Source organism: Micromonospora arborensis (assembly GCF_003205615.1).
GTDB lineage: Bacteria > Actinomycetota > Actinomycetes > Mycobacteriales > Micromonosporaceae > Micromonospora > Micromonospora arborensis.
Genome location: NZ_PYBV01000036.1, coordinates 150,853 through 166,666, shown reverse-complemented (window position 1 = coordinate 166,666; position 15,814 = coordinate 150,853). Strand labels below are relative to the sequence as shown.

Below are 15,814 nucleotides of genomic sequence, written 5' to 3'. Positions count from 1 at the left end.
ATTCCTCGTTACCTGCCCGCAGGCTGCTCATCGGGTCCGGGTCCAGCCGAGGAAGCGCTGGTGCAATGTGCCGGCGGACGTCCAGGGCAGGTCTTCGGTGGCCTGGACCAGGTAGGCGCCGAGATAGAGGGCCAGCGACATCGGAGCCCCGGCATACTCCACCCGCAGCTCCAGCTTCCGAGTGGGACAGGGCCAGGGCGCGTTGCAACCACCGCAACTCCAGATCGGCAGCACCGGGCCGTGGGTGGTCACCGCACACGTCCGAGGAGACCGCCGATTCCTGGCACATGTACGGCCAGGGTTGCCTGCCCCTGGGCGTCGTTCACTACGCCTCCTCGCTCGGCCAGTGGCCACGGTTGATCGGTATGCGATGCCGGATGTGGCAGGGCAGGTCCGCTCCACAGCGGCAGATCCGCCGCCATTTCCGCCAGGACCAGACCGGGCGGTGGCGGCGGGCAAGAGTGAGGGCTACGGCGACCAGGTACTCCTCGTACGAGACGCGCGGCACCGGATCTCCTCGTGAGTCACGAGGGTGATCTGATCCACCCTCCACTTGAAGGGGAATGCGGCGACCAGGCGACGTCACGCTGCTCGTCGCACCCCTGAGGGAGAACCTACGTAACGTCATGCGGCGGAATAGGTACGGTTCCTACCCGTAGATCAGGAGACCAGGCCGACCTTCAGCGCAAGATCGCGGACGTCAGCGCGCACCGAACGTGCATTGATCAGGTCCAACGTTATCTGGCGGGCGTAACCGTTGAAGCGAACCGTCTCCGGCGCGCAGTCGTACGCTTCCCGAAGAGTCTCCGCGGCGGCTTCGTTGTCGCCCTTTCCGTAGTGGCCGCGGGCCACTTCGATGAGATGCCGGGAGCGCCGGGGCCTTGATGGGATGGCAGCCGGGTCAAGGCGGTTGGCCTGCCGCACAGCCTCACCGGACTTTTGCAACTCGACGGCGACGGTAACGGCGTGGGCTCCCATGATGACTCGCGAGAACGACGTCTGCAGCTGGTAGAAGCCCTGCGGCAATCGCTGCGCCACCCGGTCTGCGCGATCCCAGTAATGCCACGCTCGACCGTCCTCACCGGCACGAGCGGCGGTATAGGCGGCCTCGAAATTGAGCGCGCCCCACAACGCGAGCAGATTGGCATTCGCGTCGTCGATTCGCGCCTCCAGCGCCGAGGCCACATCCAGCGTCACCGTCATTGCGGTATCCCAGTCGCCGGCGTCCCGGTGAACCTGGCACAGGAACCACCCCGCACAGGCCAATGCTTCGGGGTCACTCGATTCCTGCGCCGCCACCATCGCCCGGTCCGCGACCCGCCACAGCAGCTCCGCAGCAGGTTGGTAAGCCAGGAACATCTGAGCCAGCCCAAGAACCTCGGCCAACAGAGCCTGCGCCTGGCTACGCTCGTCACCTTCGTAGGTCAACGCTGCCTGCTGAGCGTCGCGCACCAGATCCGGAAGCAGGGCACCGAGAACTGTTCGGTGGTCAGACGCCTGGTGGCGTGCCCGCCACGCCGCGGTGAGGCGTTCCCTGATCGCCACCACCGGTTGCGGGGGCACCGCGCCGGAGAACGAGAAACGGTTGACGGCGTCCCGAACCGAGGCGAGTGCAGGGTGCTCCGGTCCGTTCACCACCGCGGACCGATCGCTCAACTCCCCCACCAACGCGGACACGTCGACCTTGAGCGCGCGGGCGATCCGATCCAGCATGTGGACGCGCGGCGGCAGGATGCGATCCGTCTCCACGGCCTTGACCCACTCGGCGCTTCGACCGACCAGCCCGCCGAGCACAGCGCGGGTCTTGCCCGAGCGCTCACGGTAGAGCTTCAGGCGCTGCCCGAAGGTCAGCGCTGGCATAGAGTCCATCCGAAACCCCCATAGCGCGAGGTGCGTCACGGATCGTGGCCGCCGTCGTGCCCACCGTACCCACGGCTCCGCCACGCTGGTAACCCATCAGCTCGCCGGCGCGCGCGACAGCTCGTGGTGTGACGACTGGCAACGTTCTTTCTAGCCAGTCAAACGTGGATCGGCCAGCAACACGGCACGCCCGGTGACGCCCGACTACGCCGACACGCTCGTCGACAGCGCCTTCGCCCGCGTCAGCGGACCACGCCGAGGCCGGTGAACGACCTGTCGTACTCGGTGAACGACTGGTTGTTGTACGGCCCGTAGATCCAGGTCCGCAGCGAGTTGGCGGCGGTGTCGACTTCGACCAGGCGTACCGGATTGGTGGTGTTGGAATGGAACGTCTGGAGGAACGAGTAGATCTTGTTGCCGTTGACCCCGGTGTCGACCCGGTTGGCGGCGACGCCGACGTGACCGGAGAAGACGAACCGGATGTTGGCGTACTGCTTGATCAGGTTGTCGAAGAGATACTGCGGGCTGGTCGCGCCGTAGGACGCGCTCTGCTCGATGTTGGCGTTGCCGTCGATGTAGTCGTGGGTGACGACGATGACGTTGTGCCGGGGGTTGGCGGCCACGACGTTCTTGGCCCAGTTCACTGCCTCGACCCGGGGCCACAGTTCGAGGGTCAGCACCAGCCACTGCACGCCGCCGGCCTCGAAGGTCGAGTACGAGTTGTCGACGTTGCCGGCCTCGAACTGTCCCTTGACCGCGCGGTACTGGCTGGCGGTGAAGTACCTGTTGAAGACGGTGGTGTCGCGGACGAGTTCCCGGGTGTGCTCGGGGTCGCGGGCCGAGCCGCCGACGCCGGTCGCCTGGGTGTCGTGGTTGCCGATCGCCAGCGAGTACGGGATGGCGGCGTTCTCGATCGGCCGCATCGCGTTGCGGGCGACGACGTACTGGGAGTGGTCCGGGGTGTCCCAGTTGACCACGTCACCCGAGGAGGCCACGAAGCGCAGGTCCAGCGCGGAACGGTTCTGCACCAGCCAGTTCGTGCGGTTGAGGAACCGGGTGTCGCTGCTGTTCAGCACCTCCTGCTGGGTGTCCGGCAGGACGGCGAAGCTGAACTTCGTGTCGGTGGCACCCGCGGTCTCCATTTGCGCGTACGCGATGTGGACGTTGCGGTCGCAGGGGTCGGCCCGGAAGTCGTTGATGAGTTGGATCTGCACGGTGTGCTGTCCAGGGCCGACCGCAGCGCCGACCGGGTAGGTGCCGTAGTTGGTCGCGCTGACGATGGTGGTCTGGCCGACGCTGACACCGTCGACCGTCACACGGACGGTAGGCCAGCCCTGGCAGTTGTCACCGATGGCGCCGATCAGCACCCGGCCGGAGCCGCTGATGCTCGTGGTGGCGTAACTGGAGTTGCCCCAGAGCGAGGCGTGCGTGCCGGACGCGGGCACGGGGGCGCCGGTCGCCGTACGGATCGCGCCGTCCACGACGGTGAACGGGGACGGTTCGGCGGCACTGGCCGTACCGTCGACGAGTGCTCCGCCGGTCGCGGCAACCACCGTCGCCACGGCCATCGCCGCGAGCCTGAATCTGAGTCTCCGGAAACGCACCGCTGATCCTCCCCTGCCGACATACGCCCATGAGCTGGGCATTCGTAGCGTAAGGAAGATCGGCGTGACAGATGTGAATGCTTCAAGGCCAGCCCGAGTACCGAAGTTGTACTCTCCGTTCCGCACGACCCGGGACGCGGTGGGAGCGGACACCCCGAGCGGCGTTATGACTCAGCGGAATATTTATACCCGTGAGTCATACCGCTCACCGGCACATCCGCGCCCAGCGAGGTGACAGGCCGACGCCGTCCGGGCCTAGGAGTCCCGCCGACCCGCGCCGGCGGCGGAGGGCCGGTGCGCGATGCGGGGAGCCCGCACGGCGGATGAGGTGCCGGACCCCGGGCGGAAGTCCCGTGCCGCACTGGCCACCATCTCGTCGGAGTCGCGCGTGAGCATCTGCCGGATGTGCGACGGAACGACCTCGGATGTCGCCATCGCCAGTCGGACCTGCACCGAACGGTCGTCGACCAGGCGCACCAGATCCGCCTCGTCCACCTCGACCGCACGGACCAGCGCGGCACGGACGTCGACGACCGGGTCCGCGGCGAGCGCGCTGCGCTGCTCGGCGGTGGTCCGCGGGTTGCGGGCAACCCCCTTGCGTACGCGGGCGGTGCGATCGGCCAGTAGGGTGGTGATCACGTCCGAGTCGTGGGTGTGGGTGGCGAGTCGTTCCCGTACCTCGGGTGAGACGTCGTCGGTCAGCTTGGCGGCCAACTCGGGCTCCAGCTCGCGACTCTCCGCGAGGAGACCGCGCAGCTCCTTGTCCGACGCCTCGGACATCACCCTGCGGATCGACTCGTCACAGGCCGGGTTGCCGGCGACCGCCCAGCGGACCCACCGGTCGGCGTCCTTGACGAGACGCATGAGGTTGGCGAGCGAGGTCGAGGGGTTCCTCGCCACGGCCTCCCGCACCTGCCGATCGTGGTCGCGGGTCAGCGGTCGCAGCGCCTGCGCGGGCGCGTCGGCCCGAGCGGCGACCGTCTTGCGGACCACGGGCGACGGGTCGGAAGCCAGGTCGATAAGGGTCATCTGTGGCGTTGTGGGGTCCTGTGCGAGGGTCAGCCGCTCGTCAGCGCTGCCACCGATCGGACGGTGGGCGGTGGTGTCGGACCCGCTGTGACGGTCGGGCTCGCCGACGTCCTGCTGTTTCCCCATGACGCAATCATGTCACGCGCCCGATCTGACACTGGGTAGTCGTAGGCCGGACATGCCACCGTCCACCGCCAGCGACGACCCGGTCACCGACCGGGTCGTGGGCGACGCGAGGTAGACGACGGCGGCGGCCACCTCGTCGGCGGTCACCAGGCGGCCCGTCGGCTGGCGGGAAGCGAGCTGCCGCTTCTCCGCCGTCGGGTCGGCCGCGCCGGCGAGCAGGCGGGTCACCCAGGGCGTGTCCACGGTGCCGGGGGCGACACAGTTGACCCGGATCCCCTCCGTCACCAGGTCGGCGGCCATGGCGAGGGTGAGGGCGTGCACGGCGCCCTTCGACGCCGAGTACAGGGCGCGTCGGGGCAGGCCGACGGTCGCCGCGATCGAGGAGACGTTGACGATCGCCGCAGACGACGACCGGCGCAGGTACGGCATTGCGACGGCGCTCATTCGGGCCACGCCGGTGACGTTGACGTCGAGCACCCTGCTCCACTGCTCGTCGTCGTCTTCCTCCACCGTGCCCACGGCGGAGATGCCGGCGTTGTTCACCACGATGTCGATGCCACCGAACGCGTCGGCGACCGAGGCGACGGCCCCGTCGAGGGAGGACCGGTCGGCCACGTCCGCCCGGACGCCGTGCACACGAGGATCCTCGGGCAGGCCCGACAGATCCAGGTCCAGCACGCCCACCCGGGCGCCGGCGGCCACGAACGCCCGCACGCAGGCGTGCCCGATCCCCGAACCACCCCCGGTCACCACCGCCACGAGGCCGTCACACCGCATGCTTCTCTCCCATCCCGAGTGGTCCTGCGAGCTGCCACACCGCCGTCAGGCGTCCCTGAGCGTGTTCCGCTGCCGGCCGAGGCCGTCGACCTCGACCTCCATCACGTCACCGGCGGTCAGGTACGGGAAGCGGCCGGAGAGCGCGACCCCCTGCGGCGTGCCGGTGTTGATGACGTCGCCCGGGTCCAGGACGGTGTACTGGGACAGGTGCCAGACGAGGTACGCCACGTCGAAGATCATGTCTTTCGTGCTGGAGTCCTGCCGGGGCTCGTCGTTGACCCAGGAGCGCAGCCGCAGCGCCTGCGGGTCGCCGATCTCGTCGGCGGTGACCAGCCACGGGCCGAGGGGTTGGAACGTCTCGCAGGACTTGCCCTTCGACCACTGGCCGCCCGAGACGGCGAGTTGGAAGTCTCGCTCGGAGACGTCGTTGGACAGCACGTACCCGGCGATGTGCGCGACGGCGTCGGCTGGCGACGCGAGGTAGCGGGCCCGGCGGCCGATCACCACCGCCAACTCCACCTCCCAGTCGGTCTTCGCCGATCCGCGCGGGATCAGGACGTCGTCGTAGGGGCCGACGACCGTGTTGGGCGCCTTGTAGAAGATGATCGGTGCGGTCGGCGGCGCGGCACCCGACTCGGCGGCGTGCGCGGCGTAGTTCTGCCCGACGCAGAGGACCACCCCGGGCCGGGCGATCGGCGCCCCGACCCGCTGACCGGTGATGTCGATCTCGGGCAGGTCGGTGGCCTCGCGGACCCGCTGGATGCCGTCGCCGGCGAGGAACTCCCCGTCGATGTCGGCGGTGAGCGACGAGAGGTCGAAGTGCCGTCCCTCGGCGGACAGCACGGGACGCTCCTGCCCGACGGGCCCGACACGCAGAAATCTCACGAACCAACCTCCAGTGCATGCGTACGAATCGGACGTCCGCGGGCGAACCTATTTCCTATAGGATGTTGCGTTGCTAGTGTGTACTCGCTCACACCCGCGCAGTCAAGGGGTCTCCGGGAGACGCGATGGCCCAGCAGCAAGCTCGCGAGGGCCGACTCCGTCCCGCTCGTCGACTCACCCTCGCCGAGGATGTCTACGAGTCGATAAAGACGCTGGTCATGGACCACATTCTTCCCCCGGGTGAACGGGTCAACATCGATGCGCTCGCCCGGGAGCTCGACGTCTCTCCCACACCGGTGCGCGAGGCCCTCGCCCGTCTGGAGGCCGACGGCCTGGTCCGCAAACGCCCGCTGTCCGGCTACACCACCACGCCGCTGCTGAGCCGGGCCGAGTTCGACGACCTGTTCGACGTCCGCCTGCTGCTGGAGGGCGCCACCGCCGGCCGGGCCGCCACGCACGCCACCGCCGTGCAACGACAACGGATCAGCGCCGAGGCCGGGGCGAGCATCGACGTGGAGGCCGGCGACGGATACCGCCGCCACGCCACCTTCACCACGCTTGACGCGACATTCCACGACCTGATCGCCGAGGCCGCCGGCAGCCCACTGCTGCGCGACAGCATCACGCGGCTGCACTCCCACCTGCACCTGCACCGGCTGTACTTCCCGCCCAACGGCGCCCCGGACACCACCATCGAGCACCAGCGCATCGCCGACGCCATCATCGCCGGAGACTCCCGGGCCGCCGCCGACGCGATGCGGGCCCACCTGACCGCCGCCCGGGAACGCCACCTACCCGCCTTCGACCGGCTTCGGGCACCCGAAGCACCGCACGGCTCGGCGTGACCCACCCCCGACACATCCGAGGAGCCGCCATGCGGATAGCCCTCTTCATCACCTGCGTCAACGACATCGCGTACCCGGCCACCGGCATCGCGGTCACCCGCATCCTGCGGCGGCTCGGCCACACCGTCGACTTCCCCACCGGCCAGACCTGTTGCGGGCAGCTGCACGCCAACACCGGGTACCGGACCGAGGCGATGCCGATGGTGCACAACTACGTCGACGTCTTCGACACCTACGACGCCATCGTCGCGCCGTCCGGGTCGTGCACGGCGATGATCCGCGACCAGTACCCACGCCTGCACCCGCCTGCCGCGTCGGTGGCCGCCCGCACCTACGAGCTGTCCGAGTTGCTCGTCGACGTCCTCGGCGTCACCGACGTCGGCGCCGAGTTCGCGGAGACGGTCACCTACCACCCCACCTGCCACGGCCTGCGCATGCTGCGGCTGGGCGACCGGCCGCTGAACCTGCTGCGCCAGGTGCGCGGGATCCGGCTGGTCGAGCTCGGTGACGCCGAGGAGTGCTGCGGCTTCGGCGGCACGTTCGCCCTGAAGAACCCGGCTGTCTCCGGCGCGATGCTCGCCGACAAGTGCGCCCGGGTCCGCGAGACCGGGGCACGGGTGCTCGCCGCCGCCGACAACTCCTGCCTGGCGCACGTCGGGGGCGGCCTCGACCGCCACCGGTCGGGGGTACGCGCCATGCACTACGCCGAGATCCTCGCTGCGACAGGGGCAACCTCATGAACCGTCCCGCCGTCGACCGGTCCGGCACCGGCGGGGCGGTCGCGCCCGCCACCGGAGGCGGGCGGATTCGCACGCCACTGCCCTTTCCCACGATGGCCGCGCGGGCCGTCGCCGACACCCAACTACGGGCCAACCTGCACCGGGCGACCCGCACCATCCGCGCCAAACGCGCCCGGGTCGTCGACGAGGTGCCCGACTGGCAGGCCCTGCGGGACGCCGGTGCCGCGATCAAGGCGGACGTCCAACGCCGGTTGCCGGAGCTGTTGGAGCAGTTCGAGGCGTCCGCCACCGCTGCCGGCGCCACCGTGCACTGGGCCCGTGACGCGGCCGAGGCCTGCCGGATCGTGGTCGAGTTGACCCGGGCCGCCGGGGCCGAAGAGGTCGTGAAGGTCAAGTCGATGGCGACCCAGGAGATCGAGCTCAACGAGGCCCTGGAGGCTGCCGGGATCGCCGCGTACGAGACGGACCTCGCAGAGCTGATCGTGCAGCTCGGCGAGGACACCCCCTCGCACATCCTGGTGCCGGCCATCCACTACAACCGGGCGCAGATCCGGGAGATCTTCCAGCGTCGAATGCCCGACGCGCCGGCCGACCTCGGCGACGAGCCGTCCGCACTGGCCGAGGCGGCACGCGCCCACCTGCGTCGACGGTTCCTCTCGGCCCGGGTCGCCGTCTCCGGCGCCAACTTCGCCATCGCCGACACCGGCACGCTGGTGGTCGTGGAGTCCGAGGGCAACGGCCGCATGTGCCTCACCCTCCCGGAGACGCTGATCAGCGTCGTCGGCGTGGAGAAGCTGCTGCCGACCTTCACCGACCTGGAGGTCTTCCTGCAACTGCTGCCGCGCTCCTCGACCGGCGAGCGGATGAACCCGTACACCTCGATGTGGACCGGCGTCACCCCCGATGACGGGCCACAGGACGTGCACGTGGTGCTTGTCGACAATGGCCGGTCCGCGGTGCTCGCCGACCCGGTCGGGCGTCCGGCGCTGTCCTGCATCCGCTGCTCGGCGTGCCTCAACGTCTGCCCGGTGTACGAGCGGGCCGGCGGCCACGCGTACGGCTCGGTGTATCCGGGGCCGATCGGCGCGATCCTGTCGCCCCAGCTGACCGGCGTGGCCGACAACGCTTCCCTGCCGTACGCGTCGACCCTCTGCGGCGCCTGCTACGACGCGTGCCCGGTGAAGATCAACATCCCGGAGATCCTGGTCCACCTCCGCCAGCAGGCACCGCATCCGGTGGCGGAGAAGGCCACCATGCGCGTCCTGGCGTGGGTCATGCGCAGCCCCCGGCGATGGGCCGCCGTTCTGCGTCTGGCCCGGGTCGGCGCGGGACCTCTCGGCGCGTACCGCGAGCGGCGCAGCGGTGCTCGCACGCTGCGCCGGCTGCCCTGGCCCGCCTCGGCGTGGACCCGTTCGCGGGACCTACCGTTGCCCGCGCCGCAGACCTTCCGGGAATGGTGGGAGAAGCAGTGACCGCACGTGACGAGATCCTGGCGCGGCTCCGGACGGCCCTGGCCGACGGCCCGCCGCCGGTGGAGGTGCCCCGCCGATACCGCCGGGTCGACGATCGCCCCGACCTGGTCGAGGTGCTGATCGACCGTCTGGTGGACTACCGGGCGGTGGTGCACCGGGGCATCGGGGCCCTCACCGGACTGTTGGCCGAGGTCGACCGGCTCGCCGTCCCCACCGACCTCCCCGCCGACTGGTTGGCAGGCTACGCCGGGCAGGTACGCCGCGACGCTCCCCCACTGTCACCGGCCGAGCTCGACGTCGTGGACGCGGTCCTGACCGGCTGTGCCGTGGCAGTCGCCGACACGGGCACCATCATCCTCGACGCCGGCCCGACGCAGGGGCGACGGGCGCTGAGCCTGGTGCCGGACCGGCACATCTGTGTCGTCCGCACCGACCAGGTCGTCGGCCTGCTGCCGGAGGCGCTGACCCGGCTGGACCCGCGCGCGCCACAGACCTGGATCTCGGGCCCGTCGGCGACCAGCGACATCGAACTCAACCGCGTCGAGGGCGTGCACGGCCCACGCCGGCTGGAAGTCGTCCTGGTCGAGGCGTGACCCGCAGGCCGGCCCCCGGCACCGGACGTGACACGCACAGCTCCCGGACCGCGCCGCCCGCCGGGTCACTTCTCGCTGTCGAGGACGGCCATCATCGCCGTCGCGTACCGCTCACCGGACGCGGCGCCGGCCGGCACGGCCCGCTCGATCTCGTCCAGCGCATCCCGGTCCAGCACCAGGTCGACCGCGGCCAGCGACTCGGTCAGCCGTTCCCGCCGCCGCGCGCCGACCAGCGGCACGATCTGCTCGCCCTGTGCCGCCACCCAGGCGATCGCCACCTGGCTCGTGGTCGCCCCCAGCCGCTGCGCGACCCGGCCGAGCGCGTCCACGAGGCGCAAGTTCGCGGTCAGGTGCTCCCCCTGGAAGCGCGGGCTGTTCGCCCGGAAGTCCCCGCCGGTCAGCGCGCGATCCGCCGACCAGTGCCCGCTCAGCAGACCCCGCGACAGCACCCCGTAGGCGGTCAACCCGATGCCCAGTTCCCGCAGCGCCGGCAGGATCGTGGCCTCGGGGCCACGGGACAGCAGCGAGTACTCGATCTGGAGGTCACTGACCGGGAGCGCTACTCCGGCCCCCGCCGCGCCCTCGCCGTGGAAACCCTCACCAGAGCCATGGCCCGTGGGCAGCTACGCGCCGACATCGACCCCGAATCCGTCGTCGACCAACTCTGGGGCGCCTGCTACCACCGGCTTCTCATCGCCGACCTGCCGCTCACCGAGGACTTCGCCCGCACCCTGGTCGACAACCTCGTCCGCGGGCTGCGCTGACCGCTCAGGCTGGCGCGTCAGGAGGCCCCACATCAGGAACCGGACGCCGCACGCGCGATAGAGGGGCGCGATAGTGCTCTTGACGGACCGGAATCGTGCGTCGACCAGTGGTCAGCGGGTGCAGAGTACCGGCGGCCCGTACCAGTAACAGGGTGCTCGTCGAGGCCAGCCCAGTCGACCGGTCTGGGGCATCGGTCTGACCGCCCTGACACCTGTGCCCAAGACCGGGCCAGTGGCGAGGTCTGAACCTGCTCGGGTTCGCGCTGATGTAGGCCCGCGCGCAGCTTGCTGCCCGCTGGCCCCCCGTGCCGATCAGCGCGTTCACCCGCCGGGCCGGGCAGCCGTCAGCCACTCGACGAGTTGCTCGCTGGTCTCCTGCCCAAGCGTCGACGCCGCTCGGGCAGCCAACGCGCTGAGGTCGGCGTGCTCGGCCCCGGAGACCCGCAGCTCCGGACGAGGAGTGAACCGCCAGGCGGCTCGTTCATAATCCCGAGCCAGGCGCGTCACGTCGGCCCGACCGCGCTCGGCCAGGCGAGGATCGACGTCCAGTGCAGCGATCAGTCCTGCGCGCAACCCGACATCGGTGCCACGGCCGTGCAGGAGCCGGTAACCGGCTCGGCGGAGCTCCACCCGGGTGTCGGCCAGCAACTCCCAGGGCAGGTCCGGGGGCAGAGTGGCCGCAAGCGGCCGCAGCGCGGTGGCGACCTCCCGGACCACCGCCGGTGACGGATCCCGCACCAGTGCGGCGAGTTCGGCCGCGACGACCGCGTCCAGCAGGCGCAGAGCACGGACCGCCTGGGCGCGCACCCTGGCCGACGGGTGCGCGAGCAACGGCCGCAGCAGCGCGGCGTCGGCGGCAGACCCGATCTCGGAAAGCCCGGCGATCGCCCCCAGGGCCGGGTCGTCGATGCCGACCACATGCCGGTAGTGCTCCCGCGCGTCCATGCCGAGTCGCCGGGCAGCGTCTCGCGCCACCGCTCGGACCAGGGGCGCGTCGTCGTCCAGGTACGCGGCCACCTCACCGTCGTGACCACCACGGACCAGGCCGGTCAACGCGACCACCCGCACCTCGCGGCGAGTCGACCGGGCCAGGCGGCGGAGTACGTCGGGACGACGGGTCCAGACCGCCTCACGACACGCGGCTTCCGCCGCCACGGACCTGACCACGACATCTCGGTCGGTCAGCGCGTTCACCACGAGGTCGGGCAGCGGCAGCCAGCCCTGCGCGAGGCCGGTCCGGAACAGAAAGCGACGTTCCCGCGGACTGCCCGAGCCGAGGAGGCCACGCCACACCTGCGCCGTCAACGCGAACATCGCCGCCCGCACCTGGTTGACCGCGAAGCCACCGCGCAACCGCTCGTCGAGGCGCAGCACTGTCGGCAGCACCGCCGGAATCCAGGCGCCCGGGTCCTCGGAGAGCAGCATCGCCAGCCCGGCGCGCGCCCGCTCTCGAACCGGCGTGACCCAGTCGCCGGCCCGCAGCACCAGGAACGGCATCATCTCCGGGCCTGGCCGGACCAGGATCGCTGCCACGGCGCGTTCCCGGATCCGCCCGTCGCCGTGCATGCTGGCCAGTGCCGTCGCCAGCGGTCCCGAGGACGCATCCGTGAAGCGTCGGGCAACCCGCCGCATCGCGGGCTCGCGGTACGGGCCGTACGCCGGCGCCCGGCGCACGTTGTCGTCGAGTCGGACCACCAGAGCCGGATCCGCGGCCACCGCCGCCAACGCCGAGCGGGAATCCGCTTCCGCACCGATGGCGTCGACCTCGAGCAGCACCTCGACGAGATGCTGCAGCGCCTCCCACCGGCCGACGGCTGCGGCATCGACCGCAGCCCGCACAGCGGAGGGCTGCGAAGCCTCCCCCACCACCGACCGCGTCGCCGAGGCCCCACCGTCTCGCTCTGCCGGGATCATCCGGCTATCTTGCCCAGTCCAGCCGGCCAGGCCGAACCCGTTTTCTCACCGCCCCCGACCCGACGCTTCGCGTTGCCAGGGCTCACTCGGGAGGCTTGCCGCCCGACTGCTCGCTCACCAGGTACGCGGCGTACCAGTCGGGCCAGTCGTCGTCCCGCTCGCCGGTGCGCTTCTCGTGCTCGCCGTGGGCGGCGGCCGCGCGCTTGAGTGCGCTCGTCAGGTCGCTCGCGGAGCCGAAGGACGTCAGGCCGCCCTCAATGCGCCCGGGCAGCCTGCTGGTGATCTCCTGGAGCAGCCAGGTGTTGCCGTCCGGGTCGCGCAACGTGGCCCGCGAGACGTAACTGCGTCGGTCGGGGTCCAGCCCGTCGACCGGTCCGTCCGGGCCGACGTGGAAGATGTCGCCGACCTCGACGCCGGCGGACACCAGGGCGTTGTGGGTCGCCTCGATGTCGGACACGATCAGGTACGCCGTGGCCGAACCGGGCGCCGCCGACGTGAGCCCTGTACCGAACTGCACCGAGCACCCGGAGCCATGCGGCGTGAGCTGGACGATGCCGGACGGTGTCTGGTCGAGCCGCCACCCGAGGCGTACGTAGAACGCCTTCGCGCGCTCGACATCCGACACCGGAATGACGATCACCTCGATCTTCACGTCGAGGCTCTCGATGCGCGACGTGCCACTCGCGTCGCCCTGGGCGCTCCTCGGGCTCATCGCAGCCTCCCTCTCGATCATCACGCTACTGCTTGCGTCTCTGCCGGGTGCCGCCTTCCGGGCATCAGCCGGGCGACGCCCTGGTGGCCCGGCGCACCCCGAGCAGCGCCACCAGGGCCAGCAGGATGACGGCGACGGAGTACTCGTCGGCGGTGCGGGGCAGGCCGCCGGCGTAGACCACGAGGAAGCCGGCGATCACCGTGGGGAGGCCGAAGCCGACGTAGCAGACGACATAGAGCAGGGAGAGCACGCTGGAGCGTTCGTGCGCCTCGACCAGAGGCATGATCGTCTTGAGGCTGCCCTGGAAACCGGCTCCGAAGCCGACGCCCCCGAGCGCGACGCCGACGAAGACGCCCGGGATGGTCTCCGCCATGACCGACACCAACGTGACGGCCATGCCCAGGATGAGCGCGACGATCCCGGTCAGGATCACGGTCCGCGCGGCGGTGTTGCGCAGCAACAGGACGGTGATCGACCCGAACAGGGCGAACACGAAGAGGACCAGGCCGCCGACCACGATCGACGTGTTCATGAGGGAGCGCACGAGCGCCGGGCCGAGCGCGCCGAAGAAACCGGCCAGCGCCCAGACCGCGAACAGCACCGGAACGACGACCAGGACCGGCTCGCGTACGGCGCGCGGCAGGGTGATGTCCGGCCGCAGGCTGCGTCGTGCTCCCGCCATCGGCGTGACCGTCTCCGGCATCAGCGCGATCCCGACGGCCTGGATCAGGAGGATCACGAGGAGGACGACGTACACCAGGCGGGTCGGCGCCGGCAGGAAGTCGATGAGCAGCGCCGAGAGCAGGGCGCCGCTCCCGGTTCCGATACCGGGGGCGATCGAGTTCGCGAGCGTGCCACGGGCGCGGTCGATGTCGAGCATGCCGGCGCCGACCGCGCCGGTGGCGGCGCCGGCAGCGAGCCCCTGGAGCAGACGGGCGACCACCAGCGCGGGTACGCCGTTGGCGAAGACGAAGACGACAAGCGAGAGCATCTGCACCGCGATCGCGACAGCCAGGACGGGTCGCCGACCGACATGATCGGACAACTTGCCGAACGTCAGCAGCGAGCCCAGCACCGCGAGCGCGTAGACGGCGAACACCACGGTGGTCGTGACCGGTGAGAAGTGCCAGCGCTCCTGGTAGATCCCGTAGAGCGGGGTCGGGGCCGCCGACGCGGCCAGGAACGACACGAGGATGGACGCCAGCAGCACGAGGGAGACCCTCGGTGCGAGTCGGGCCCCCCCCGCGACAGGCATGTCGGTGCTCCTCGCGCTCGAGACGGTCGACCCGCGGCTCCGCTGGCCGCAGGGCTGCGGAGGCGTACCCGCTGTGCGCCGTCGCATGCAGGGCGCGCCGTCTCAGCTCTCGGTGTAGCCGCGGACGGCTCAGCGGTCCGGGGCGTCCGCGTCGTCGAGCACCGTCGAGTCGTGCCTCGTCGTACAAAACCGCTGCTGGTAGGCGCGGGGCGACACCCCCACCCGGGCAAGGAACACCCGGCGCAGCGTCTCCGGGCTGCCAATGCCGACCTGTTGGGCACAAGCGGTGACCGACTGACCCGCGTGCAACAGACGGATGGCCGCGTCCACCCGCACGCTCTCCACGTACTTTCCGGGGCTGCTGCCCAGTTCCTGCCGGAAGATCCGAGAGAGGTGACGCGGGCTGACGTGCGCCCGGGCGGCGAGGGCGTTCACCGAGTGGTCGTCGGCCGGGTCGGCTACCACCGCGTCGGTCACCTGCCGCAGCACGGGAGTGCGGGGCCGAGGCAGGACCAGTGACGGCGAGAACTGCGACTGGCCACCGGGCCGCTGGAGGAACACCACGAGCGATTGCGCGACCGACCGGGCAGTCTCCGCACCGTGGTCGCGCTCCACGAGGGCCAGCGCGAGATCGATTCCCGCGGACACGCCGGCGGATGTGAAGATCGTCCCGTCCTCCACGAAGATCGCATCCGGCTCGACGGTGACCTGCGGAAACGCGGCGGCGAGCAACCGGGCGTGCTGCCAGTGCGTCGTCGCGCGCCGACCGTCCAGCAGGCCGGCGGCAGCCAGGACGAACGCACCGGTGCAGACCGAGGCGGTACGAGCGGCACGGCGCGACAGCGTTGCCGCGGCGGCTTTGAGTTCGGGACTCATCGGGCTCACCGGCAGGACGTCGCCGCCGACCACGAGAGCGGTCCCGACGTCAGTCGCCGAGTCGACGGCGCCATCCACGGGCACGCGCATTCCCGTGGAGGCACGGACGGCGGCACCATCGCTGGAGCGCACCTCCAACTCGTACCGCGCGCCGAACTTGGCGGCCTCCGCGAAGACCTCGAACGGTCCGGCGAGGTCCAGCAGTTTCATCCCGTCGAAGACGAGGGCCGTGACCCGATGCGCCTCTGCCGCCCGGCTTCCCACAGCGTCCGCTCCCTCCGTGCTGTCCTGATCTGAGGGAAGCATGGCAGAAAGGACAGGGCGTTCGGCGGCCCGGACGAGTGACGCTGGACGCATCGGAG

Annotated in this window: 17 protein-coding genes; 5 read left to right on the top strand and 12 right to left on the bottom strand. The window is 70.6% G+C overall.

From position 1 onward, the window contains the following. Nucleotides 1–27: 27 nt before the first annotated feature. From C7C45_RS26220 to C7C45_RS26190, 7 genes are all read right to left on the bottom strand, one after another. A complete protein-coding gene (locus C7C45_RS26220) occupies nt 28–252 on the bottom strand; it encodes a hypothetical protein (protein ID WP_110566367.1) in 225 nt (74 codons plus the stop codon). A gap of 73 nt (nt 253–325) precedes the next feature. Further along, the gene (locus C7C45_RS26215; RefSeq protein ID WP_110566366.1) at nt 326–508 is read right to left on the bottom strand and encodes a hypothetical protein; all 183 of its coding nucleotides are present in this window, start codon (nt 506–508) and stop codon (nt 326–328) included. A 152-nt stretch (nt 509–660) separates the two neighbouring features. Next, a complete protein-coding gene (locus C7C45_RS26210; protein ID WP_110566365.1) occupies nt 661–1,869 on the bottom strand; it encodes a helix-turn-helix domain-containing protein in 1,209 nt (402 codons plus the stop codon). A 233-nt stretch (nt 1,870–2,102) separates the two neighbouring features. Next, nucleotides 2,103–3,428 (bottom strand): carbohydrate-binding domain-containing protein, encoded by a 1,326-nt coding sequence (locus tag C7C45_RS26205; protein WP_110566364.1) that lies wholly within the window; start codon nt 3,426–3,428, stop codon nt 2,103–2,105. Between the two features lie 291 nt (nt 3,429–3,719). Beyond that, complete coding sequence (locus tag C7C45_RS26200) at nt 3,720–4,619, bottom strand: hypothetical protein (RefSeq protein ID WP_110566363.1); 900 nt, start codon at nt 4,617–4,619, stop codon at nt 3,720–3,722. Between the two features lie 12 nt (nt 4,620–4,631). Beyond that, on the bottom strand, nt 4,632–5,396 hold the full coding sequence (locus C7C45_RS26195; protein ID WP_110566362.1) for an SDR family NAD(P)-dependent oxidoreductase: 765 nt from the start codon (nt 5,394–5,396) through the stop codon (nt 4,632–4,634). Nucleotides 5,397–5,441: 45 nt separating this feature from the next. Then, on the bottom strand, nt 5,442–6,281 hold the full coding sequence (locus C7C45_RS26190; RefSeq protein ID WP_110566361.1) for a fumarylacetoacetate hydrolase family protein: 840 nt from the start codon (nt 6,279–6,281) through the stop codon (nt 5,442–5,444). Nucleotides 6,282–6,406: 125 nt separating this feature from the next. Between C7C45_RS26190 and C7C45_RS26185 the strand changes: the two genes are divergently transcribed. The 4 genes from C7C45_RS26185 to C7C45_RS26170 are packed head-to-tail and all read left to right on the top strand — an operon-like array spanning nt 6,407 to nt 9,931. After that, complete coding sequence (locus C7C45_RS26185) at nt 6,407–7,126, top strand: GntR family transcriptional regulator (RefSeq protein WP_110566360.1); 720 nt, start codon at nt 6,407–6,409, stop codon at nt 7,124–7,126. 29 nt (nt 7,127–7,155) lie between these two features. After that, a complete protein-coding gene (locus C7C45_RS26180) occupies nt 7,156–7,866 on the top strand; it encodes a (Fe-S)-binding protein (RefSeq protein ID WP_110566359.1) in 711 nt (236 codons plus the stop codon). Beyond that, nucleotides 7,863–9,338 (top strand): LutB/LldF family L-lactate oxidation iron-sulfur protein, encoded by a 1,476-nt coding sequence (locus C7C45_RS26175; protein WP_110566358.1) that lies wholly within the window; start codon nt 7,863–7,865, stop codon nt 9,336–9,338. The genes C7C45_RS26180 and C7C45_RS26175 overlap by 4 nt, the downstream gene beginning before the upstream one ends. Beyond that, nucleotides 9,335–9,931, top strand: coding sequence for a LutC/YkgG family protein (locus C7C45_RS26170; protein WP_244200574.1), 597 nt, complete (start codon nt 9,335–9,337; stop codon nt 9,929–9,931). The genes C7C45_RS26175 and C7C45_RS26170 overlap by 4 nt, the downstream gene beginning before the upstream one ends. Nucleotides 9,932–9,996: 65 nt before the next feature. Here C7C45_RS26170 and C7C45_RS26165 read toward each other — a convergent pair whose 3' ends face one another. Further along, nucleotides 9,997–10,554 (bottom strand): aldo/keto reductase, encoded by a 558-nt coding sequence (locus tag C7C45_RS26165; RefSeq protein ID WP_110566357.1) that lies wholly within the window; start codon nt 10,552–10,554, stop codon nt 9,997–9,999. Between C7C45_RS26165 and C7C45_RS26160 the strand changes: the two genes are divergently transcribed. Beyond that, the gene (locus tag C7C45_RS26160; protein ID WP_244200573.1) at nt 10,540–10,695 is read left to right on the top strand and encodes a TetR-like C-terminal domain-containing protein; all 156 of its coding nucleotides are present in this window, start codon (nt 10,540–10,542) and stop codon (nt 10,693–10,695) included. The two genes, C7C45_RS26165 and C7C45_RS26160, sit on opposite strands and share 15 nt — an antisense overlap. 321 nt (nt 10,696–11,016) lie before the next feature. Here C7C45_RS26160 and C7C45_RS26155 read toward each other — a convergent pair whose 3' ends face one another. From C7C45_RS26155 to C7C45_RS26140, 4 genes are all read right to left on the bottom strand, one after another. Beyond that, nucleotides 11,017–12,609: a hypothetical protein gene (locus C7C45_RS26155; protein WP_244200572.1), complete on the bottom strand. Its 1,593-nt coding sequence runs from the start codon at nt 12,607–12,609 to the stop codon at nt 11,017–11,019. 82 nt (nt 12,610–12,691) lie between these two features. Next, nucleotides 12,692–13,321: a VOC family protein gene (locus C7C45_RS26150; protein WP_110566356.1), complete on the bottom strand. Its 630-nt coding sequence runs from the start codon at nt 13,319–13,321 to the stop codon at nt 12,692–12,694. A 64-nt stretch (nt 13,322–13,385) separates the two neighbouring features. Next, entirely contained in the window at nt 13,386–14,576 is a 1,191-nt protein-coding gene (locus tag C7C45_RS26145; protein ID WP_110566355.1) for an MFS transporter, read from the bottom strand. A 129-nt stretch (nt 14,577–14,705) separates the two neighbouring features. Further along, on the bottom strand, nt 14,706–15,716 hold the full coding sequence (locus C7C45_RS26140) for a GlxA family transcriptional regulator (RefSeq protein WP_244200571.1): 1,011 nt from the start codon (nt 15,714–15,716) through the stop codon (nt 14,706–14,708). Nucleotides 15,717–15,814: the final 98 nt, after the last annotated feature.